The organism is Kingella negevensis (assembly GCF_030177895.1).
GTDB classification, from domain to species: domain Bacteria; phylum Pseudomonadota; class Gammaproteobacteria; order Burkholderiales; family Neisseriaceae; genus Kingella_C; species Kingella_C negevensis.
Map to the genome: position 1 here is coordinate 425,131 of NZ_CP123448.1, position 21,361 is coordinate 446,491.

Here is a 21,361-nt window from a genome sequence, read left to right on the forward strand (position 1 = left end):
TCAGGCAGCCTGAAAAACTGATACATCTTTATATAAAGTTCATAAATCAAATGAAAAATATTCGTAACATTGCCATTATCGCCCACGTTGACCACGGCAAAACCACACTTGTAGACCAATTATTACGCCAATCAGGCACATTCCGCGAAAATCAACAAGTTGATGAGCGCGTGATGGATAGCAACGATTTGGAAAAAGAACGTGGCATCACGATTTTGGCAAAAAATACCGCCATTGAGTACAACGGCTATCACATCAACATCGTGGACACCCCCGGACACGCGGATTTCGGTGGCGAAGTAGAGCGCGTTTTGGGTATGGTAGATTGTGTGGTGCTGTTGGTGGACGCGCAAGAAGGTCCAATGCCACAAACTCGTTTCGTAACCAAAAAAGCGTTGGCTTTGGGCTTGAAACCGATTGTGGTAATTAACAAAATTGACAAACCGTCTGCTCGTGCAAGTTGGGTAATCGACCAAACATTTGAATTATTTGATGCTTTGGGCGCAACTGATGAGCAGTTGGATTTCCCAATCGTTTACGCTTCAGGCTTGAGCGGTTTTGCACGTTTGGAAGAAGACGGCACTGAAACCGATATGCGCCCATTGTTTGACACAATCTTGAAACACACACCAGCTCCTAGCGGCGACGCTGAAGCCCCATTGCAATTGCAAATTTCGCAATTAGACTACGATAACTATACGGGTCGTTTGGGTATTGGTCGCGTGTTGAACGGTAAAATCCGCCCAGGTATGCAAGTTGCTGTGATGAATCACGAAGAGCAAGTGGCTACGGGTCGCATCAACCAATTGTTAGGCTTCAAAGGTTTGGAACGCGTACCGCAAGACGAAGCGGAAGCGGGCGACATCGTGATTATTTCAGGTATTGAAGAAATCGGTATCGGCGTAACGATTTGCGACAAGGAAAACCCTGTTGGCGTGCCAATGTTGAGTGTCGATGAACCAACTTTGACCATGGACTTTATGGTAAACACCAGCCCATTGGCAGGCACAGAAGGTAAATTTGTAACGTCTCGCCAAATCCGCGACCGTTTGAACAAGGAATTGCTGACCAACGTGGCGTTGCGCGTGGAAGATACGGCGGATGCGGACGTATTCCGCGTGTCGGGGCGTGGCGAATTGCATTTGACGATTTTGTTGGAAAATATGCGCCGTGAAGGTTACGAATTGGCTGTGGGTAAACCACGCGTTGTGTTCCGTGAAATCAACGGCGAAAAATGCGAACCTTACGAGAATTTGACTGTCGATGTGCCTGATGAGAATCAAGGTGCGGTCATGGAAGAATTGGGTCGCCGCCGTGGCGAATTGACGAATATGGAAAGTGACGGTAACGGTCGCACACGTTTGGAATACCACATTCCTGCGCGCGGCTTGATTGGTTTCCAAGGCGAATTTATGACGATGACTCGCGGTACGGGTTTGATGAGCCATGTGTTTGACGATTACGCGCCTGTGAAACCTGATATGCCTGGGCGACACAATGGTGTGATGGTGTCGCAAGAGCAAGGCGAAGCGGTGGCTTATGCGTTGTGGAACTTGGAAGACCGTGGTCGCATGTTTGTGTCGCCAAACGATAAAATTTACGAAGGTATGATTATCGGTATTCACAGCCGTGATAACGATTTGGTGGTAAACCCATTGAAAGGTAAAAAACTGACCAACGTTCGCGCGAGTGGTACGGACGAAGCGGTGCGCCTGACCACGCCAATTAAATTGACTTTGGAAAGCGCAGTTGAGTTTATTGATGATGACGAACTGGTGGAAATCACGCCAGTTTCTATCCGCTTGCGTAAACGCTACTTGAGCGAATTGGAACGCCGTCGCCATTTCAAAAAATTAGACTAATTTGAAAGCATAAAATGCAGCCTGAAAATGTTTTCAGGCTGCATTTTTCATATGGAGGAAAAGAATGAATAACAATAACTTAAACCTTGTGGTTATGCTGACACATAACGACCACACCGTCCCAAACGCCGAAGAAATTTACGCGCAATGCGAACACAGCCAAGCGCAATTTTGGGGCTTCAAAGAAAAGCCTTTGCCAATCGATACGATGAAACGCCTATTTAAACGCATGAAAAACGCAGGCAAAACCACCTTTTTGGAAGTGGTCGAATACACCGAAGCGGAAGGCTTGGCAGGCGCAAAAACCGCGCTGGAATGCGGTTGCGATATTTTAATGGGAACGAAATTCCACGATTCTATCAACGCGTTTTGCCAACAGAACGGCTTGAAATATATGCCGTTTGTCGGGGAATTGGCAGAGCGACCGACGGTGTTATCGGGCGAAATCAGCGACATCATCGCCGAAGCACAACGCTACGAAGCCAAAGGCGTGTATGGCATTGATTTATTAGGCTATCGCTATGTGGGCGATGCGGCGAAATTAAACGCGGAATTAGTCCGCAGCCTGAATATTCCCGTGTGCATCGCTGGCAGCGTGAACAGCTATCAGCGTTTGGACGAACTCAAAGTGGCGCAACCGTGGGCGTTTACCATTGGCAGCGCGTTTTTTGACAATCAATTTTCAGGCAGTATGGCGGAACAGATTGATACGGTTTGCGATTATATGCGGAAATAGTCAGGCAGCCTGTTCAGCAAGGCAAACCTGTGCAATTTACATTTCAAGGCAAAGTGATTGCCGATGTAATTCCCACGCAATCCAGTTATGATTATCTAATGAATATGGATTATCCCGAAGATTTAGCCAATATTGAAGACGATGATATGCCAAAACGAAATCAAATTCAGGCTGCCTGAAAAAATATAATAAATCGTAAAGAAATTTTAGCCGTAATTCACGCCCTCGCGTTGAGTTGGCGCACACGGAACCTGTGCCATTATTGACGGATTATTTGGCGCATTCGTAAACAATTTTCAGGCAGCCTGAAAAATCCCTTTCAGGCTGCCTTTTTGCTAAAATACGCGCCTAAAATTCATTTACTCAAAGTCAAATCATGATAGAAATCAGAAATTTAGTTCTCCAACGTGGCACAAAAGTTTTGCTCAACCAAGCCACCGCAACCATCAACCCACGCCAACGTGTCGGCTTAATCGGCAAAAACGGCACAGGCAAATCCAGCCTATTCGCGCTGATTAAAAGCGAAATCGCCCAAGACAGCGGAGAAATCAACATTCCCAAAACATGGAAACTCGCCGCTGTTGCTCAAGAAACGCCAGCATTGGAAATGTCCGCATTGGATTACGTTTTGCAAGGCGACAGCGAATTGCAACATTTTCAGGCAGCCTTAAAACAAGCGGAAACCGAAAACAACGGCATTCAAATTGCCGAATTTCATGCAAAATTAGACGAAATTGACGCTTACACCGCGCCCGCTCGCGCCGCTAAATTATTGAGTGGACTGGGTTTTGCGCAGGAAGAACACGCCAAACCTGTGAAAGCGTTTTCGGGCGGTTGGCGAATGCGTTTGAATTTGGCGCAGGCATTGATGTGTCGCGCCGATTTGTTGCTGCTGGACGAACCGACCAATCACTTGGATTTGGAAACCGTGTTGTGGCTGGAAAATCATTTGGCAAATCTGCCGTGTACGCAAATCATCATTTCCCACGACCGCGATTTTTTGAACGCCACCACCACGCACACGTTGGAATTGTCGGCGCAAAAATTGCACAGCTACGGCGGAAATTACGATTTTTATCTGAAAGAACGCGCCCAACGCCTTGCCAATCAGCAAGCCGCCTACACCAAGCAGCAAGCGCACATCAAGCATTTACAATCGTTTATTGACCGATTCAAAGCCAAAGCCACCAAAGCCACTCAAGCGCAAAGCCGCGTGAAAGCGTTGGCAAAACTGGAATTGATTGCGCCAGCGCATTTGGACAGCGAATTTAGTTTTGAATTTGAATCACCCTATCATTTGCCTAACCCATTATTAAAATTGGACGAAGTGGATTTGGGTTATGGCGATAATGTGGTTTTGAAAAAGATTAGTTTGTCGTTAGAAAATGGGGCGCGTTTGGGACTGCTGGGCGTGAACGGTTCGGGTAAATCCACGTTCATCAAAGCCCTTTCAGGCAGCCTGCAACCGTTGAGCGGTCAAATTATTAAATCTGAAAAACTGAATATCGGTTATTTCGCGCAACATCAGTTGGACACGTTGCGAGACGACCAAAGTCCGATTTGGCATATTCAAAAATTGTCACCCGATGTGAAAGAGCAAGACATTCGCAATTTTTTGGGCGGATTTAATTTTGTTGGCGATATGGCGATGCAAGCGATTGCGCCGTTTTCAGGAGGCGAAAAAGCGCGGTTGGCGTTGGCGATGTTGGTTTGGCAGAAACCGAATTTGCTGTTGCTGGACGAACCGACCAACCACTTGGATTTGGATATGCGCCACGCGCTGACGGTTGCGCTGCAAAGTTTTGAAGGCGCGATGATTTTAGTGTCGCACGACCGCAGTTTGTTGGAAAGCACGACCGACCAATTTATGTTAATTCATTCAGGCAGCCTGAAAACCTTTGACGGCGATTTGAACGATTACCGCGCTTGGCGTTTGGTGCAGGAAAACGCAACCGCCGCGCCAGCGCAATCCACGCAATCGCAAAACCGCAAAGACACGAAACGCTTGGAAGCGCAAATCCGCCAAGAAAAAGCCAAGCGTTGCAAACCAATCCAGCAAAAAATTGATAAAACGGAAAAGGAAATGGCGCAACTTCAAATCGTGCAAACCGAGTGTGATGAATTTTTGTCGCAAGAAAGTGCCTATTTGCCCGAAAATAAAGCCAAATTGCAAGAAGTGTTGGCGCAAGCTGCGGAAGTTAAAGTAAAATTGCAGCGTTTGGAAGAAAATTGGCTGCTTTGGCAAGATGAATTGGAAAGCGTGAATGCGGAAATTGACGCGGAATTTCAGGCAGCCTGAAAATAGGAATAAGCAATGAAAACGAAAATTTTAGCGAGCGTGCTGGTGTTAGCAGCTTCGCAAATGGCGGCAGCGGAAATTTATAGCTGTGGCGATGGGTGCTACACATCTAGCCCGAAAAAAGCGACTGGCGGCAAGGCGAAATTAGGCAACAAAATTGGTAGTTATACCAGCGTAATGCCTGAAAGAGTTTCGCCCACAGTAACGGCAGAAGCTGCGTCCAAAGTGGAACCGAAAGCTGCGCCTGTTCGCACAGCGGCGGTGCGTCGTGCGCCTGCGTATGTTGCGCCATCTCGCCCAGCAACTGCGCCAACGCCAACGCCAACGGCGGCGGCTCCTGCTGCACCACGTATGAGCGCGACACGTGCCAGCGGTCGTCGCACGATTTTGGAACAGGAATTGAATAATGAGCGCAGCGCGTTGTCGCAAGCGCAAAAGGCGTTGGCTGATGGTCGCGCGGTCAGCACCAATGATGAGAATCATCAGGCGCGTGTGCGTCAATTGGAGAGTGCAGTGCTTGACCGCCAGCAAAATATTCAGGCGTTGCAGCGTGAATTGAGTCGTATGTAATTTTCAGGCTGCCTGAAAGAAAGGATTTTTATGTTGAAATGGACTGCGTTGTCAGCGGTGCTTTTGGTTGGCTCTGCTTTGGCAGAGGATATTGATTTGAATGATGATTATGCGCAGGTGTTCACAACGCCTAGCAAAAATATTTTGTGCGGCGGTGATTCGTTCAAAAAACCTGATGGTGCGTTGTATCGAAATGATTTGTACTGCTTTGTTTATGAGAATAAAGCTATTCCAAAATCTTGTGAAACGTATGGCAATGGTTTGGATTTTGTATTGAATAAATCAGGCAAAACGCAAATGCAATGCGCGGGTTTTGCATCGCTGCCTGAAAACACAAACGAAACCAAAACGCTGGCGTATGGTGAAAGCTTGAAGGGCGATGGCTGGTCTTGCAAAAGCGAAACTTCGGGCTTGACGTGTAAAAATGATGAAGGACATGGTTTTTTTGTGAACCGTTCACGTTATCAAGAATTTTAATGGAAAGGAAAGAGATGATTGGTGTTTATGCGGCTTGCCAAGTGAAAGCGGATAAAGTGGCGGAATTTGAGCAACTGGTACAAAAATTTGTGAACGAATCGCGCACGCATTCAGGCTGCGTTTCTTATGATTGCGGCAAGGTTTCAGGCTGCGAGAATGGTTATGTGTTCTTGGAAAAATGGGCAAGCAAAGCTGATTTGGACGCGCATTTGGCTTGTGCGTTCTTCACAGACAACGCGCCTGCGCTGGTGTCGTTTACGGAAAATGGTTTGGATATTCAAACGGCTGAATTGCTGTAAAACATAAACCCCTGTTGTGATGACAGGGGTTATTTTTTCAGGCTGCATTTCTATTTGCAGCCTGAAAAGTACGTTGTGATAAAATACGCCCACTTTAATCTATTGGAAAAACAAAAATGTATGAAAATCAAAATATTATCGTAGGATTGTCGGGTGGTGTCGATAGCTCGGTTACGGCGGCGTTGCTCAAACGCGATGGCGCAAACGTGCGCGGCGTGTTCATGCAAAACTGGGAAGATGATAACAATGATGAATATTGCAGCATCAAACAAGATTCGCTAGACGCAATGGCGGTGGCGGATATCGTTGGCATTGACATTGATATTGTCAATTTCGCTGCGCAATACAAAGACAAAGTATTTGCTTATTTTTTGGAAGAATATCAAGCTGGTCGAACGCCAAACCCTGACGTTTTATGCAATGCAGAAATCAAATTCAAATGCTTTTTAGATTACGCGATTGAGCAGGGCGCGGAAGCGATTGCGACAGGTCATTACGCTCGTAAAGAAGTGCGAAATGGCGTACATTATTTGCTTAAAGGTTTAGATGTAAACAAAGACCAAAGCTATTTCTTATACCGTTTACAGCCGTATCAATTAGAAAAAGCCTTGTTTCCATTGGGGCATTTGGAAAAGCCTGAAGTGCGCCGTTTGGCAACCGAGTTCAATTTGCCAACCGCCGCGAAAAAGGACAGTACGGGCATTTGCTTTATCGGCGAGCGTCCGTTCCGCGAATTTTTGCAGAAATATTTGCCGACTCATAACGGTAATATGGTTACACCTGAAGGGCAAATTGTCGGCGAACACGTTGGTTTGACGTTTTACACGATTGGGCAACGCAAGGGTTTGGGTATTGGCGGTGCGGGCGAGCCTTGGTTTGTGGTTGGGAAAAATTTGCCGAAAAATGAATTGGTTGTGGTGCAGGGGCATGACCACTCGTTGCTTTACACAAAATCATTGCAGATGAAAGATTTGAGCTGGACGCTGCCTGAAAAACCGCGCGAAGGTCGTTACACTTGCAAGACGCGTTATCGCATGGCAGACGCGGCGTGTGAATTGCGTTATCTTGATGAAAATACGGCGGAATTGTTATTTGATGAGCCGCAATGGGCGGTTACGCATGGGCAGTCGGCGGTGTTGTATGACGGCGAGATTTGTTTGGGCGGTGGGATTATCACGGCAACGGATAAACCTGTGATTATTGTTGAATAAAATCGTCAGGCAGCCTGAAAAAATGTTTTCAGGCTGCCTGAAAGCGTTTTTGTTATAATTGAATGATTAGCCTATCAAGGCATTTACACTAGGATAAAGCAAATGGAAAAAATTTGGTTAAACAGCTACGAAGCAGGAGTGGAAGCTGAAATTGATATTACACGATATAGCTCGGTGATTGACGTGATGCAGCAAAGCGTGGACAAGTTTGGCGAACAAACGGCGTTTCACAACATGGGCAAAGACGTGAGCTATCGCGAAGTAGGTAAGTTGGCGACTGATTTCGCGTCTTATCTGCAAAATGTGCTGAAATTGCCGCGTGGCGAGCGTGTGGCTGTGATGATGCCAAACGTGTTGCAATATCCGATTGCGGTGTTTGGTATTTTGAAAGCGGGCTTGGTGACTGTGAACACAAACCCACTTTACACGCCGCGCGAGTTGGAACACCAACTGAAAGACAGTGGCGCAACAACGATTGTGGTGCTGGAAAACTTTGCCAACACGCTGGAACTGGTCTTGCCAAAAACCGATGTGAAAAACGTGATTGTGGCGAACATCGGCGAAATGTTTGGCGCATTCAAAGGCACAATCATGAACTTTGTGTTGCGCAAAGTGAAAAAAGTCGTGCCTGAATACCGTATCCCGAATGCAGTTACATTCAAACAAGCCTTGGCGCAAGGTGCAGCGCAAGCGTTTACGCCTGTGAATTTAACGCGCGATGATTTGGCGTTCTTGCAATACACAGGCGGCACAACTGGCGTGGCAAAAGGCGCGATGCTGACACATGGCAATATCTGCGCCAATATGTTGCAGGGCAAAGAGTGGATTAAACGCAAATTGGTGGACGGACAGGAAGTGGTGATTGCTGCGCTGCCGATGTATCACATTTTTGCGCTAACCGTGAATTTGCTGGTATTTTTTAAAGCTGGTGCGAAAAGCATTTTGATTACTAACCCACGGGATATGGACGGCTTCATCAAAGAATTGCAAAAATTCCCTGTAACCGTGTTTATCGGCGTAAACACTTTGTATCGCGGCTTATTAAGCAAGCCTGAGCTGAAGCAAGTAGATTTTTCTAGCTGGAAATTGTGTATCGGTGGTGGCATGGCAACTTTGCAATCCACAGCAGAGCAATGGAAAGCGGTTACAGGTCAGCTGATTGTGGACGCGTATGGTTTAACCGAAGCCAGCCCCGGCGTGTGCGTGAACCCGTTGAATATTACAGAATATTCAGGCGGTATCGGCTTGCCATTGCCAAGTACTGATGTGCAACTGCGCGACGGACATGGCGGTTTTGTGGCGACTAGCGAAGCAGGCGAATTGTGGATTCGTGGTCCGCAAGTGATGCGTGGCTACTGGCATCGCCCTGATGAAACCGCCAAAGTGATTGACCAAGATGGTTGGTTGGAAACAGGCGATATTGCCGTGATAAACGAACAAGGTTGGCTGCGCATTGTGGACCGCAAAAAAGATTTGATTGTGGTGTCTGGTTTCAATGTGTACCCAAATGAAATTGAAGACGTGGTAGCGCATCACCCGAAAGTACAAGAAGTGGCTTGCGTTGGCGTTCAAAGTGAAAAAACAGGCGAAGCGTTGAAATTGTTTGTGGTAAAAAAAGACAATTCGCTCACGGCTGATGAATTGATTGCGTTCTGTCGCACACAATTAACGGGCTACAAAGTGCCGCGTGATATTGAATTCCGTGATGAATTGCCAAAATCCAACGTGGGCAAAATCTTGCGCCGCGAATTGCGTGAACAAAAATAAGTAGCGCATGTTGTAAAAAATTTGTAAAATCTGATTTATTATTCTAAATGACAGCCTGAAAATATTTTCAGGCTGTTTCTGTATTCATTTGATTGAAAGGAAAACAAAATGACTGGCGCATTTATGTTGATTGCATTTATTTTGGGATTTTGGTGTATTTGGTCTGCCAATCGCGAAGTGAACTCTATTGGTGAAGCCTTGGGTTTTACATTACTGGCGATTATTCTCAAAGGCTTGATGGAATGGAGCGGTATGCCACACTTTGACAAAACGTTGATGGCAATCTGGGGGATTTTGTTTGTGTTTACCGTGATTGTTTTCGAATTGGTAGAACGTTTGTCGAGCAATATAAGTGCGAACATGGGGGTTGCGCTGGCGGGTGCTGGTGGCTGGTTTGGGATTGCCAAATGGGCGTTTAGCACGGCAGGTATGACTAAGATTGCGAGCTGGGTAATTTAAAACAAAAGCAGCCTGAAAAATAGTTTTCAGGCTGCTTTTGTTTTGTGTGGGAATTAACCCAGCTTGCGAATACCCACAGCATCTTTCACTTGCACCAACAATTCACGCGCTTCCTTGCGCGCTTTTTCTGCGCCTGCTTGCAATACTTCTTCAATACGCGCAGGGTTCGCCATCAATTCGTTATACACTTCGGTTTTGCTGTCCAATTCCGCGCCAATTTTCGCCGCTAAAATTTTCTTCGCTTCGCCCCATGCCAAACCTTCGTTCAATGCGCGTTCATATTCTGCGTATTCTTCTGCGGTTGAAAAGGCTTGGTAAATCTCAAAAATTGGGCTTTCGCCTTTGAATTTAGGCTCACCTGGTTCTTTCAAATTGGTGATGATTTGGTTAATCGCTTTTTGGCGTTGTTTCGGTGTCAAGAAAAGCGGAATGGTGTTGCCATAGCTTTTAGACATTTTGCGACCGTCCAAACCCACCAACAATTCCACGTTGTCATCAGTTTGGGCTTCAGGCAGCGTGAAGATTTCTTTGCCAAAACGATAGTTGAAACGTTGCGCAATATCACGTGCCATTTCAATGTGCTGAATTTGGTCGCGCCCCACAGGTACTTTGTGCGCATTAAACATCAAAATATCGGCAGACATCAAAATAGGGTAGCTATATAGGCCCATTTCCACTTCAAAATCAGGGTCTTGGTCTTCCACCACATTTTTATCTACGGCAGCTTTGTACGCATGTGCGCGGTTCATCAAACCTTTTGCGGTGATACACGTCAAAATCCAGTTCAGTTCAGGAATTTCGGGAATGTCGGATTGGCGATAAAACGTGGTGCGTTCCGTGTCCAAACCGCAAGCCAACCATGTTGCTGCAACTGCTTGAGTGGATTGTGCAATCATTTCAGGGTCGTGACATTTGATTAAGCCGTGATAGTTTGCCAAGAAAAGATAAGATTCGGTGTTATCTTGTGCCGCAGCCTGAATAGCTGGGCGGATTGCACCAACGTAATTGCCTAAGTGCGGGATACCTGTTGTGGTAACGCCTGTGAGAACGCGAGTAGTCATGTTTTTTCTGCTTTCGTGGTTATTCTGAAAAATGGTAAATCTTAGCACACGCAGCCTGAAAAGCCTATCTATCCACTTTAAAAGCGCATATAATACGCACGTTTTCAACTAACCCTATTTTTTAAAGGAAGCACAAGTGAACATTCAAGAACAAATCAAACAAGTCGTAACCGAACACCCAATCGTATTGTTTATGAAAGGTACAAAACAATTCCCACAATGCGGTTTCTCTTCACGCGCGGTTCAAATCTTGCAAGCGGCTGGCTGCGAAGAATTTGCCACTGTAAACGTGTTGGAAAACGATGAAGTGCGCCAAGGCATCAAAGAATTTAGCAACTGGCCAACCATTCCACAATTATATGTAAACGGCGAATTTATTGGCGGCGCAGACATTTTGATGGAAATGTATGAAGCAGGCGAATTGCAAGAATTATTGAAAACGGTAAACGCCTAATTATTTTCAGGCTGCCACCTTATCACGCTGTTTGATATTTCAAACAGCGTTTTTCACGTTATTCAAATACAAAGGAAAACGAAATGTCTTGCGAACACGTTCAAATGCAATACAGCACCTTTAGCCAAACGCCAAATAACCCCTTGCTCGAACCCATGTTTTTCGGGAAGCCTGTAAACGTAGCGCGTTACGACCAACAAAAATACGAAATTTTTGAAAAACTGATTGAAAAACAAATCTCATTTTTCTGGCGACCAGAAGAAATCGACTTATCACGCGACCGTATTGACTACGGCAATTTGCCAGACCATGAAAAACACATTTTCATCAGCAACTTGAAATATCAAACGCTGCTCGATTCCATTCAAGGACGCAGCCCAAATGTGGGCTTCTTGCCGCTGGTGTCTATCCCAGAATTGGAAACATGGATTGAAACATGGTCATTCTTCGAGACCATTCACTCACGCAGCTACACGCACATTATCCGCAACATCGTAAACGACCCGTCAATCGTGTTTGACGACATCGTGCAAAACGAATACATCATCGCCCGCGCCGAAGACATCGCTTGTTATTACGATGATTTGATTGAATACACGCAATATTTCAACTTACTGGGAGTAGGCGAACACACTGTAAAGGGCAAAACCATTACCGTTTCCCTACGCGAACTGAAGAAAAAACTGTATTTGTGCCTAATGTGCGTGAACGTGTTGGAAGCCATTCGTTTCTACGTTTCATTTGCTTGCTCATTTGCGTTTGCCGAACGCGAATTGATGGAAGGCAACGCCAAAATCATCAAACTGATTGCGCGTGATGAAGCCCTGCATTTAACCAGCACCCAACACATGCTCAACTTAATGCGCAGCGGCATTGACGACCCAGAAATGGCAGAAATCGCCGCAGAATTGCACGAAGAAACGTTTGAATTGTTCAAAAAAGCCGCCGAGCAAGAAAAAGAATGGGCAAACTATCTGTTCAAAGATGGTTCAATGATTGGCTTGAACAAAGATATTTTGGCGCAATACGTTGAATACATCACCAACCACCGCATGACAGCCGTAGGCTTGCCGATTGCATTCCCACAATCAACGCAAAACCCAATCCCATGGATTAACGCGTGGTTGTCGTCTGACAACGTGCAAGTTGCACCGCAAGAAGTGGAAATTTCGTCTTACTTAATCGGTCAGATTGACGCGGAAGTGAAAACGGAAGATTTGGAAGGATTTGAGCTGTAATCCCCTTATTTGAACGCAGCCTGAAAAGATAATTTTCAGGCTGCGTTTTATAAAACTGCTGACTGCTTTATGAAACCCCACATGACATTTTGCAGCCTTAAAACAAATTGTCGGCTCGGAGAACCGATCTACGGCGAATAAAGTTTTCAGGCTGCGATTATTGTGACGTAAATCATTTTCAGGCTGCAATCAAACGCAGTACAATCCATCCCGTTTTCTAACAAAACATTAAAGGTTAAAACAATGAACGACATCACTCAACTCGCCCCACAAACCGTATGGCAATGGTTCGCCAAAATCTGCGCCATTCCACACCCCAGTTTCCACGAAGCCGAACTCGTGCAATTCATCATCGACCAAGTGCAAACCGAAGGCAAATCACGCGGAATGACCGTAGAGCGCGACAGCAAAAACAACCTGCACATCACCAAACCCGCCAGCAAAGGTATGGAAAACCGCGCCCCCGTTGCGCTGCAAGCCCATTGCGACATGGTTGCCCAAAAAGCCGATAATTCCACCCACGATTTCATCAAAGACCCTATTCAGCCGCGCATTCAAGACCAATTTGTGTATGCCAATCACACCACATTAGGCGCAGACAACGGCATCGGTTTAGCCATGGCATTAGCCGTAGCGTTCAGCGACGACATCGCCCACCCAGAATTACACATCATCATCACCACAGAGGAAGAAACGTCCATGGGCGGCGTGAACGTCTTGCAGCCTGAATGGTTGTCCGCGCCATACTTGCTGAATTTGGACACCGAAGACGACGCACAAATTTTTGTCGGTTGCGCAGGCGGTTGTGACGCGACATTCACGCGCCAATATCCGCACCACGCGTACACAGGCAAAACACTGAGCGTGAAAGTATCAGGTTTGCGTGGCGGACACTCAGGTGTAAACATTCACGAATATCGCGGCAACGCCAATTTAGTGCTAATCCGCGTGCTTCAGGCTGCGAACCAAGTCGCGCCCATTCAACTGATTGCGTTCAACGGCGGCACAGTGATTAACGCTATTCCACGCAGCGCAGAAGCCATTATTGTGGGCGACGAAAGCGTGATTGCCGCGATTGAAGCCGAAGCCAAAATCATTCAAACCGAGTTGCATGCCGTAGAACGCAGCCTGAAAGTGGAATGCACCGCGCAAGAAACCACCGCAACCGTGTTGTCTCAAGCGGACACGCAACACTTTTTGGATTTCGTCAGCAGCTTCCCAAATGGTGTGCTGCGTATGAGCGACGATTTTGCGGGCATTGTGGAAACGTCTATCAACGCTGGTGTGGTAACGCTAGAGCAGGGCGATTTTGCGCTGAAAACCTTAATGCGCTCGCTGGGCGAAACGCAAAAACAAGCGTTGAAACAAAGATTGGCGGCGTTATCGCGTTTAGCTGGTGTGGAAATGCACACGCACAATGATTACCCTGGTTGGTTGCCAGACCCACAATCTAAATTGCTGGAATTGGTGAAACCTTTAATGGCGACGGAATTTGGCAGAGAACCAACTGTGCAAGTGATTCACGCAGGTTTGGAATGCGGCTATCTGAAATCTAAAGCGCCGCACATGGATATGGTTTCGTTTGGTCCAAACATTTTCAACGCACATTCGCCAACCGAACACGTGCAAATTGATAGCGTGGCAAAAAATTTTGAGTTGCTGAAAAAAGTGTTGTTGGCAATTCCTGCGAAATAATTTGTGAAGACTGGGTTTCTGAAAAGAAGCCCAGTTTTTTTCAGGCTGCGTTTAGAGTAATCACGCAGCCTGAAAGTAAATAATGTTAAAATCGCACCATTCAAAAAATACGCAGGAACAAAAACCATGAACCAAGAAATTGAACGCGACAGCATGCAATACGATGTCGTGATTGTCGGCGCAGGCGTGGCGGGCTTGTCTGCTGCGATTAAATTGAAACAAATCGCCGCCGAGCAAAACCGTGAAATCAGCGTTTGCGTATTAGAAAAAGGCAGCGAAGTGGGTGCACACATTTTATCGGGCGCGGTGTTTGACCCGATTGCGCTAGACGAATTGTTGCCAAAATGGCGCGAATTGGGCGCACCGCTCACGCGCCCTGTTACGGACGACCAAGTTTTATTTTTGACCGAAAATAAATCATTCAAAATTCCACTCACGCCGCCAAGTTTTCAAAATCATGGCAATTACATCATCAGCTTAGGCGTGTTGTGTAAATGGTTGGCGGAACAAGCGGAAAATCTCGGCGTGGAAATTTACGCAGGTTTTGCAGGCGCGGAAATTTTGTACCACAAAGACGGCAGCGTGAAAGGCGTGGCGACAGGCAATATGGGCGTGGGCAAAGACGGCGAACCGACCGCGAATTTCCAAGCTGGCATGGAATTACACGCGCAGCAAACCATTTTTGCCGAAGGGGCGCGTGGCTCGTTGAGCAAAACGATTATTCGCCAATATTCGCTCGACCGATTCAGTCAGCCACAAACTTACGGTTTGGGGATTAAGGAAATTTGGGAAGTGCAGCCTGAAAAATCGCAAGCAGGTTTAGCCATTCACACAACAGGTTATCCGTTGGATTCGCACACTTACGGCGGTTCATTTATTTATCATTTAGACGATAATAAAGTGGCGATTGGTTTTGTGGTGGGGCTGGATTATGAAAATCCGTATTTGTCGCCATTTGAGGAATTTCAACGCTTTAAATTGCACCCTGCGATTCGTCCGCTTTTGGAGGGCGGTCGCCGAATCGCTTACGGGGCGCGAGCTTTGGTGGAAGGCGGTTTGCAGAGTTTGCCGAAATTATCATTTGCGGGCGGCGTGTTGATTGGCGATTGCGCGGGCTTTTTGAATGTGCCGCGCATCAAAGGCTGTCATACCGCGATGAAATCGGCGATGTTGGCGGCAGAAGCGATTTTCCCTGTTTTGGTGGAACACGATGGCGAGTTGCCTGAAAAAAATGTGTCGGCAGATAATTATCAAAAACTATTTGAAAATAGCTGGTTATATGATGAATTGCATCAGGCTCGAAATATTCGTCCGTCTTTTAAATGGGGTTTGATTCCTGCGATGATTTACACTGCGTTGGAGCAATATGTGTTGAAAGGGCGCGGCGCGTGGACGTTGAAACATCACGGCACGGATTCAGGCAGCCTAAAAAAAGCGGCGGATTGTCAGCCGATTGATTATCCAAAACCTGATGGCAAAATCACGTTTGACCGTTTGAGCAGCGTGTTTTTGGCGAATGTGTCGCATGAAGAAGACCAGCCATCGCATTTGCAACTGAAAAACGCGCAAACGATGATTGACGTGAATTTCAAAGAATACGCCAGCCCTGAAACGTGTTATTGCCCTGCTGGCGTGTACGAAATCGTAGAAGAAAACGGTGCACCGCGTTTACAAATCAATGCAGCGAATTGTGTTCACTGCAAAACCTGCGACATCAAAGACCCAACACAAAATATCAACTGGATTTGCCCAGAGGGAAGTGGTGGACCGAATTATTCGGAAATGTAAGTTTTTTCAGGCTGCGACTTAGATTGCAGCCTGAAAGTTTTGTCTCACAGAAAATCAAAAATCATGAATATTGTTACTCAACTGGTTTTACCTGAGCATTTATCCGCGCATACGCCCACGAAAACGCAGCCTGAAAACGGCGTATTTCTGCGATACGATGAACACGGTTTATCGCTCGCGAAAGTAGGAGAGAAGGGTGTGGTGCAAGTGGATTTTGCGAGCGGCGCGGCGCAATATCGGCGCACAAAAGGCGGCGGAGAACTGATTGGCAAGGCAGTAAACCATACCACAAAGCCAACCGTTTGGGACGCGACTGGCGGCTTGGGGCGTGATAGTTTTGTGCTAGCAAGTTTAGGTTTGTGCGTTCAGACGTTTGAGCAAAATTTTGCGGTGTTTGCATTGTTGTTGGACGGCTTGCAACGGGCAAAAATGCAGCCTGAAATCGCGGAAGTGGTGGCAAATATCACGCTGATTCAGGGCAACGCGGCGCAACTTTTGCGTGAACAAGCGGCAGCAGTCGGCAAGCCCGATGTGGTGTATCTTGACCCGATGTATCCCGAGCGGCAGAAGTCGGCAGCCGTGAAAAAGGAAATGGCGTATTTTCATGAATTAGTCGGGCTGCCTGAAAGCGATGCGGACGCGCAATTATTTCAGGCTGCGAGGGAAGTGGCGAAAAAGCGAATTGTGGTGAAACGTCCGCGTTTGGGGGAGTTTTTGTGTGGCGTGAAACCTGCGTATCAGTATGAAGGAAAATCAACTCGGTTTGATATTTATTTGCCGTTACAACCTGAAAATAAATAAATGCCGTAGATGTAAACACATCATAAATAATCGCAGCCTGAAAATATTGTTTCAGGCTGCGATTATTTTTATTTATAATATTATTTAACATAACGCTTATATATAAACCTATTAAAAAATAAAAATTACTGAAACCCCACCAGTTTCAATTCAACAACCAATAGGGCAGAGCAAACAAAAATTCACGCCCAATAAACTGAGCGTGAATCCAAAATCAAATCAACCGCAACCGCAACCGCGCCAATTCCGCAGCCACATCATCAGCCGACCAATCATTAGCCGCTGCCAACATCGCCAACGCAACCGCCGTTTCAATATTGCACTTGCCACCCTGAATGGCGCCAGCTTGCCGCAACGCATTCCCTTGTGCATAAACCGCCGCCGCACAACCTTGCGGCACTTGGCTAATATTCAGCAACACCTTTCCTTGCTGCGTAAACCGCCGCACCGCCGCCAACCAGTTCGCATCATTAGGCGCATTCCCATGCCCAAAAGACTGCACAATCGCCGCAGCCGCCCCAAAATTATCCAACATAAACGCCGCAGCCTGAACCCCAGCAACAGGCGTTAAATAAACATTTGCCACACGCACATCAGGATTAAACACACGCTTCACGCAGCCTGAAAACGGCGCAACCCCACTTTCAGGCTGCCATTCGCCAAAATGCGCATTCGCAAAACCATCGTCCGTTTCCGTGCTAACTTTGCTACAGCCCACCGCAGGAAACAATTTCCCATTAAAGGCCAACAAAACTTCACGCACATCATCACGAAGCAGGGCAGCAACCGCCGTTTGCAAATTATCAGGCGCATCACTATTCACATGGTCAAACGGCTTTTGCGACCCCGTCAGCACCACAGGTTTTCCCAGCGTATCCAAAGCCAACGCCAACACATTTGCCGTGTAAGCCAACGTATCCGTGCCATGCAAAATCAACGCCCCGTCATAGCGCGGCAACTGCGCTTGCAAAATCCGCAACCAATCCGCCCAATGCTTTGGCGACACCGCCGAACTATCAATCAATGGCTCACAAACAAACCAATCACATTTCAGGCAGCCTGAAAACGGCACAAGAGCCGAATTCACAATCCCCGTATCAGGACGCAAACCCAATTCACTCTGCACCATGCCAATCGTGCCACCCGTGTATAAAACAAAAATGCGTTTCATCGAAACACACTCTTCAATTGGCGTTTATGGCGATTCGCCCACTCCTTGCCATAAAAGCCCACAATCGGCAACGTAACCAAAATCAGCTTAAACCACCAAGTCGCATACCAAGGCGCAGGATTTACCCCTTGCGCAAACCAGTCCAGCCAAAACGTCCAGCAGCCGACCAGCAAGCCTAGCATAATCGGGTAAACACGAAACAGAACTTCTTTGTGCCACAGCCAAAACGTCAAACACGTCCACACCACAACAGCAATCGTAATCATAAACGTATATTTAGGCATAGCAGACGTAGCGAGCGCGGCAAGATAATAGTTTGCACCAATCCAAATCGCCGCAAGAATCGCCATTAAAATTTCTTCAGGCTTATTAAACATAGTAGTTTCCGTGAAATTGATTAGTGAATGAAAATAGCAATGATACGGCGTTATGCACACAGCGGACGTTGTCACCTTGTCTCATTTTTATTTTCATTCACTAAAGTAAACAAAATTTAAATATACCGCATTTTCAGGCTGCTTGCACACTCTATCTTTGCTATAATTACACTCGTTTTCATCTCCCAAAAGCAAGGTAATACAAAATGACTTTACAAGTAATTGACCACCCATTGGTAAAACACAAACTCACTTTAATGCGCGAAGCAAATTGCAACACAGGCAAATTTCGTACATTAACCAAAGAATTAGCGCGTTTGATGACTTATGAAGCAACGCGCGATTTTTGTGTAGAAGACTACGAAATTGACGGTTGGTGCGGCAAAATGGTCGGTCAACGCATCAAAGGCAAAACCGTTACCGTCGTGCCAATCTTGCGCGCAGGTTTAGGCATGCTAGACGGCGTGTTGGACTTGATTCCAGGCGCAAAAATCAGCGTAGTTGGCTTGCAACGCGATGAAGAAACCCTGCAACCCGTGTCTTATTTTGAAAAATTGGTTGATAACATGGACGAACGCCCAGCCTTGATTATTGACCCCATGTTGGCAACAGGCGGTTCAATGGTTGCCACGATTGACTTGCTCAAAAGCAAAGGCTGCAAAAACATCAAAGCATTGGTGTTGGTAGCTGCACCAGAAGGCGTGAAAGTCGTATCAGACGCGCACCCAGATGTAACTATTTACACCGCCGCGCTGGATAGCCACTTGAACGAAGACGGCTACATCATTCCAGGTTTAGGCGATGCAGGCGACAAAATTTTCGGTACACGCAATAACTAAATCACACCCAATTCAGGCTGCCAAATCATTTTCAGGCAGCCTGAAACGCGAATAAGGAAAAATCATGGCTTTTAAAGAAAACCTAGCCCAAATGCCTGAAATCACACACTTATCAGGTTTAGACGTATGCGACCCAACAGGCGCAGTGATTCACAACATTCCCGCCATTGAAGGCAAATTAGGCAGCCTGAAACTCTACAACGCACTCGCCGAACAATTCAACGGCACACTCAACGCCCAAGCCGCACAACAAGGTTTAGACTGGTTCGCCGAACACGTTGCCGACGCACAAGCCAACACAGGCAAACACCCAAACATTGATTTACTGTTTAAAGTGCAACAAGAAAACCTAGTTTACAGCCTGAAACCATTGGCAAAATAACTTTCAGGCAGCCTGAAAACAAACGAAAGGACAAACATGAAAATCCTATTCATCGCCGACCCCATGGCAGGCTTCAAAACCTACAAAGACACCACCTACGCCATGATGTGCGAAGCTGCCAAACGCGGATACAGCCTTTATCACACACTCGCCAGCGAACTCAATGTTGTCGCAGGTAAAGTCCACACACGCGCCGTACCTTTCCAATTTCTTGGCGCAAAAGACGACCACGCATGGTTTCAGGCTGCCGACCCCTTTCAGGCTGCCTTAACCGAGTTTGAAGCCGTGATTATGCGCACCGACCCACCGTTTGACATGCAATATTTGTATTCAACGCAACTGCTCACACTTGCCGAGCAACAAGGCGCACACGTTTACAACAGCGGACAAGCCATGCGCGATTTCAACGAAAAACTCGCCATTTTAAATTTTTCGCAATTCACATCGCCCACGCTTGTAACCACACGCGCCGCACAAGTTCGCGAATTTCTTGCTGAACACAAAGACATCATCGTCAAACCACTAGATGGCATGGGCGGCATGGGCATTTTCCGCCTCACCGAAACAGACCCTAATATCGGCAGCATTCTAGAAACGCTCATGCGTCTAGACACACGCACCATCATGGCGCAACGCTATATTCCCGAAATCATCAAAGGTGACAAACGCATTCTTGTGATTGACGGCGAAGTTGTCCCATATGCGCTCGCGCGAATCCCACAAAACGGCGAAACACGCGGCAATTTGGCAGCAGGCGGACGCGGTGTCGCACAAGAATTGTCTGCACGCGATAGAGAAATTGCTGAAACGCTCGCGCCGCAACTCAAAGCGCGTGGCATTTTGCTCGCAGGTTTGGACGTGATTGGCGATTGCTTAACCGAAGTGAATGTAACCAGCCCAACAGGTTTCCAAGAAATCACCAACCAAAAAGGCTTTGATGTTGCCGCGATGTTTATCAACGCCGTAGAACGCAACGCAAAATAACCGTAGGTCGGATTCTTGAATCCGACTTTTTCAGGCAGCCTGAAAACCGAAAAATAGAGAGAACCATGAAACAATATTTAGACTTAATGAACCACGTTATGCAAAACGGCGTGGATAAAGCCGACCGCACAGGCACAGGCACACGCTCCGTGTTTGGCTACCAAATGCGTTTCAATTTAGCAGACGGCTTCCCCGTGTTAACCACCAAAAAACTACACCTGAAATCCATTATCCACGAACTGTTATGGTTCTTGTCAGGCAATACCAACATCCGTTATCTCAAAGAAAACGGCGTGCGCATTTGGGACGAATGGGCAGATGAAAACGGCGATTTAGGGCGCGTGTATGGCGCACAATGGCGCAGTTGGCGCGGCGCAAACGGCGAAACGATTGACCAAATCAGCAACCTCGTCCTACAAATCAAAAACAATCCAGATAGCCGTCGCCTGATTGTGTCCGCATGGAATCCCGCCGAAGTGGACAACATGGCATTGCCGCCATGCCACGCGCTGTTCCAATTTTATGTGGCAGATGGCAAACTCTCTTGTCAGCTCTATCAACGTAGCGCGGATATTTTCCTAGGTGTGCCGTTCAATATTGCCAGCTACGCGCTTTTAACGCTCATGCTCGCCCAAGTTTGCGGCTTGCAAGCAGGCGAATTTGTGCATACTTTGGGCGACGCGCACATCTATAAAAACCACTTTGAACAAGCCGAATTGCAGCTCACACGCGAGCCTCGCAAGCTGCCTACGATGAAAATTAATCCCGATGTGAAAGATATTTTCGCGTTTAAGTTTGAAGATTTTGAATTGGTGGATTACGACCCACATCCGCATATTAAAGCCGTTGTGTCGGTATAAATAAAAGCAGCCTGAAAAGTTTTCAGGCTGC

Annotated in this window: 22 protein-coding genes; 19 read left to right on the forward strand and 3 right to left on the reverse strand. The window is 46.8% G+C overall.

The annotated features are described in order from the left end of the window. Positions 1 to 50 precede the first annotated feature (50 nt). The 10 genes from typA (at position 51) to QEO93_RS02345 (ending at position 9,680) form a co-directional block, all read left to right on the forward strand. The gene (gene typA / locus QEO93_RS02300; RefSeq protein WP_032137345.1) at positions 51 to 1,862 is read left to right on the forward strand and encodes a translational GTPase TypA; all 1,812 of its coding nucleotides are present in this window, start codon (positions 51 to 53) and stop codon (positions 1,860 to 1,862) included. A gap of 64 nt (positions 1,863 to 1,926) precedes the next feature. Further along, the gene (locus QEO93_RS02305) at positions 1,927 to 2,598 is read left to right on the forward strand and encodes a beta/alpha barrel domain-containing protein (RefSeq protein WP_032137346.1); all 672 of its coding nucleotides are present in this window, start codon (positions 1,927 to 1,929) and stop codon (positions 2,596 to 2,598) included. Between the two features lie 29 nt (positions 2,599 to 2,627). Then, complete coding sequence (locus QEO93_RS02310; RefSeq protein ID WP_157686321.1) at positions 2,628 to 2,777, forward strand: hypothetical protein; 150 nt, start codon at positions 2,628 to 2,630, stop codon at positions 2,775 to 2,777. Between the two features lie 197 nt (positions 2,778 to 2,974). Then, complete coding sequence (locus tag QEO93_RS02315; RefSeq protein WP_032137348.1) at positions 2,975 to 4,897, forward strand: ATP-binding cassette domain-containing protein; 1,923 nt, start codon at positions 2,975 to 2,977, stop codon at positions 4,895 to 4,897. Between the two features lie 15 nt (positions 4,898 to 4,912). Next, positions 4,913 to 5,467, forward strand: coding sequence for a hypothetical protein (locus tag QEO93_RS02320; protein WP_032137349.1), 555 nt, complete (start codon positions 4,913 to 4,915; stop codon positions 5,465 to 5,467). A 30-nt stretch (positions 5,468 to 5,497) separates the two neighbouring features. Then, positions 5,498 to 5,944, forward strand: a complete 447-nt coding sequence (locus QEO93_RS02325; protein ID WP_044250232.1) for a DUF6636 domain-containing protein — start codon at positions 5,498 to 5,500, stop codon at positions 5,942 to 5,944. After that, positions 5,944 to 6,243 carry a putative quinol monooxygenase gene (locus QEO93_RS02330; protein WP_245190652.1) on the forward strand — a complete coding sequence of 100 codons (300 nt, stop codon included), beginning with the start codon at positions 5,944 to 5,946 and terminating at the stop codon, positions 6,241 to 6,243. Before QEO93_RS02325 ends, QEO93_RS02330 begins: the two co-directional genes overlap by 1 nt. 116 nt (positions 6,244 to 6,359) lie before the next feature. Next, on the forward strand, positions 6,360 to 7,454 hold the full coding sequence (mnmA, locus tag QEO93_RS02335) for a tRNA 2-thiouridine(34) synthase MnmA (RefSeq protein ID WP_032137351.1): 1,095 nt from the start codon (positions 6,360 to 6,362) through the stop codon (positions 7,452 to 7,454). Between the two features lie 102 nt (positions 7,455 to 7,556). After that, a complete protein-coding gene (locus tag QEO93_RS02340) occupies positions 7,557 to 9,221 on the forward strand; it encodes an AMP-binding protein (protein WP_032137352.1) in 1,665 nt (554 codons plus the stop codon). A 108-nt stretch (positions 9,222 to 9,329) separates the two neighbouring features. After that, the gene (locus QEO93_RS02345) at positions 9,330 to 9,680 is read left to right on the forward strand and encodes a hypothetical protein (RefSeq protein WP_032137353.1); all 351 of its coding nucleotides are present in this window, start codon (positions 9,330 to 9,332) and stop codon (positions 9,678 to 9,680) included. A 53-nt stretch (positions 9,681 to 9,733) separates the two neighbouring features. On the opposite strand, the gene trpS is transcribed toward QEO93_RS02345, so the two are convergent. After that, positions 9,734 to 10,741 carry a tryptophan--tRNA ligase gene (gene trpS / locus QEO93_RS02350; protein WP_032137354.1) on the reverse strand — a complete coding sequence of 336 codons (1,008 nt, stop codon included), beginning with the start codon at positions 10,739 to 10,741 and terminating at the stop codon, positions 9,734 to 9,736. Positions 10,742 to 10,934: 193 nt separating this feature from the next. Between trpS and grxD the strand changes: the two genes are divergently transcribed. The 5 genes from grxD to QEO93_RS02375 all read left to right on the forward strand — a co-directional run bounded on the left by grxD (position 10,935) and on the right by QEO93_RS02375 (position 16,717). Then, positions 10,935 to 11,195 carry a Grx4 family monothiol glutaredoxin gene (grxD, locus tag QEO93_RS02355; RefSeq protein WP_245190653.1) on the forward strand — a complete coding sequence of 87 codons (261 nt, stop codon included), beginning with the start codon at positions 10,935 to 10,937 and terminating at the stop codon, positions 11,193 to 11,195. 104 nt (positions 11,196 to 11,299) lie between these two features. Beyond that, positions 11,300 to 12,433 (forward strand): class Ia ribonucleoside-diphosphate reductase subunit beta, encoded by a 1,134-nt coding sequence (gene nrdB / locus QEO93_RS02360; protein WP_089152868.1) that lies wholly within the window; start codon positions 11,300 to 11,302, stop codon positions 12,431 to 12,433. A gap of 243 nt (positions 12,434 to 12,676) precedes the next feature. Beyond that, positions 12,677 to 14,128 (forward strand): aminoacyl-histidine dipeptidase, encoded by a 1,452-nt coding sequence (locus QEO93_RS02365; protein ID WP_085815505.1) that lies wholly within the window; start codon positions 12,677 to 12,679, stop codon positions 14,126 to 14,128. A gap of 126 nt (positions 14,129 to 14,254) precedes the next feature. Continuing rightward, entirely contained in the window at positions 14,255 to 15,916 is a 1,662-nt protein-coding gene (locus QEO93_RS02370) for an electron transfer flavoprotein-ubiquinone oxidoreductase (RefSeq protein WP_032137358.1), read from the forward strand. Positions 15,917 to 15,979: 63 nt separating this feature from the next. Further along, positions 15,980 to 16,717 (forward strand): class I SAM-dependent methyltransferase, encoded by a 738-nt coding sequence (locus QEO93_RS02375; RefSeq protein WP_032137359.1) that lies wholly within the window; start codon positions 15,980 to 15,982, stop codon positions 16,715 to 16,717. A 214-nt stretch (positions 16,718 to 16,931) separates the two neighbouring features. Here the strand turns inward: QEO93_RS02375 and QEO93_RS02380 are convergent, their stop codons facing one another. After that, positions 16,932 to 17,888 carry an asparaginase gene (locus QEO93_RS02380; RefSeq protein WP_032137360.1) on the reverse strand — a complete coding sequence of 319 codons (957 nt, stop codon included), beginning with the start codon at positions 17,886 to 17,888 and terminating at the stop codon, positions 16,932 to 16,934. Then, positions 17,885 to 18,265, reverse strand: a complete 381-nt coding sequence (locus QEO93_RS02385) for a hypothetical protein (protein ID WP_032137361.1) — start codon at positions 18,263 to 18,265, stop codon at positions 17,885 to 17,887. The genes QEO93_RS02380 and QEO93_RS02385 overlap by 4 nt, the downstream gene beginning before the upstream one ends. A 206-nt stretch (positions 18,266 to 18,471) precedes the next feature. Here QEO93_RS02385 and upp point away from each other — a divergent pair, with 206 nt between their 5' ends. The 4 genes from upp to QEO93_RS02405 all read left to right on the forward strand — a co-directional run bounded on the left by upp (position 18,472) and on the right by QEO93_RS02405 (position 21,330). Further along, positions 18,472 to 19,104: a uracil phosphoribosyltransferase gene (gene upp / locus QEO93_RS02390; RefSeq protein ID WP_032137362.1), complete on the forward strand. Its 633-nt coding sequence runs from the start codon at positions 18,472 to 18,474 to the stop codon at positions 19,102 to 19,104. Between the two features lie 64 nt (positions 19,105 to 19,168). After that, positions 19,169 to 19,486, forward strand: coding sequence for a DUF2322 family protein (locus tag QEO93_RS02395; protein WP_032137363.1), 318 nt, complete (start codon positions 19,169 to 19,171; stop codon positions 19,484 to 19,486). Positions 19,487 to 19,522: 36 nt separating this feature from the next. After that, on the forward strand, positions 19,523 to 20,470 hold the full coding sequence (gene gshB / locus QEO93_RS02400; RefSeq protein ID WP_032137364.1) for a glutathione synthase: 948 nt from the start codon (positions 19,523 to 19,525) through the stop codon (positions 20,468 to 20,470). 65 nt (positions 20,471 to 20,535) lie between these two features. Next, positions 20,536 to 21,330, forward strand: a complete 795-nt coding sequence (locus QEO93_RS02405) for a thymidylate synthase (RefSeq protein ID WP_085815506.1) — start codon at positions 20,536 to 20,538, stop codon at positions 21,328 to 21,330. Positions 21,331 to 21,361 lie beyond the last annotated feature (31 nt).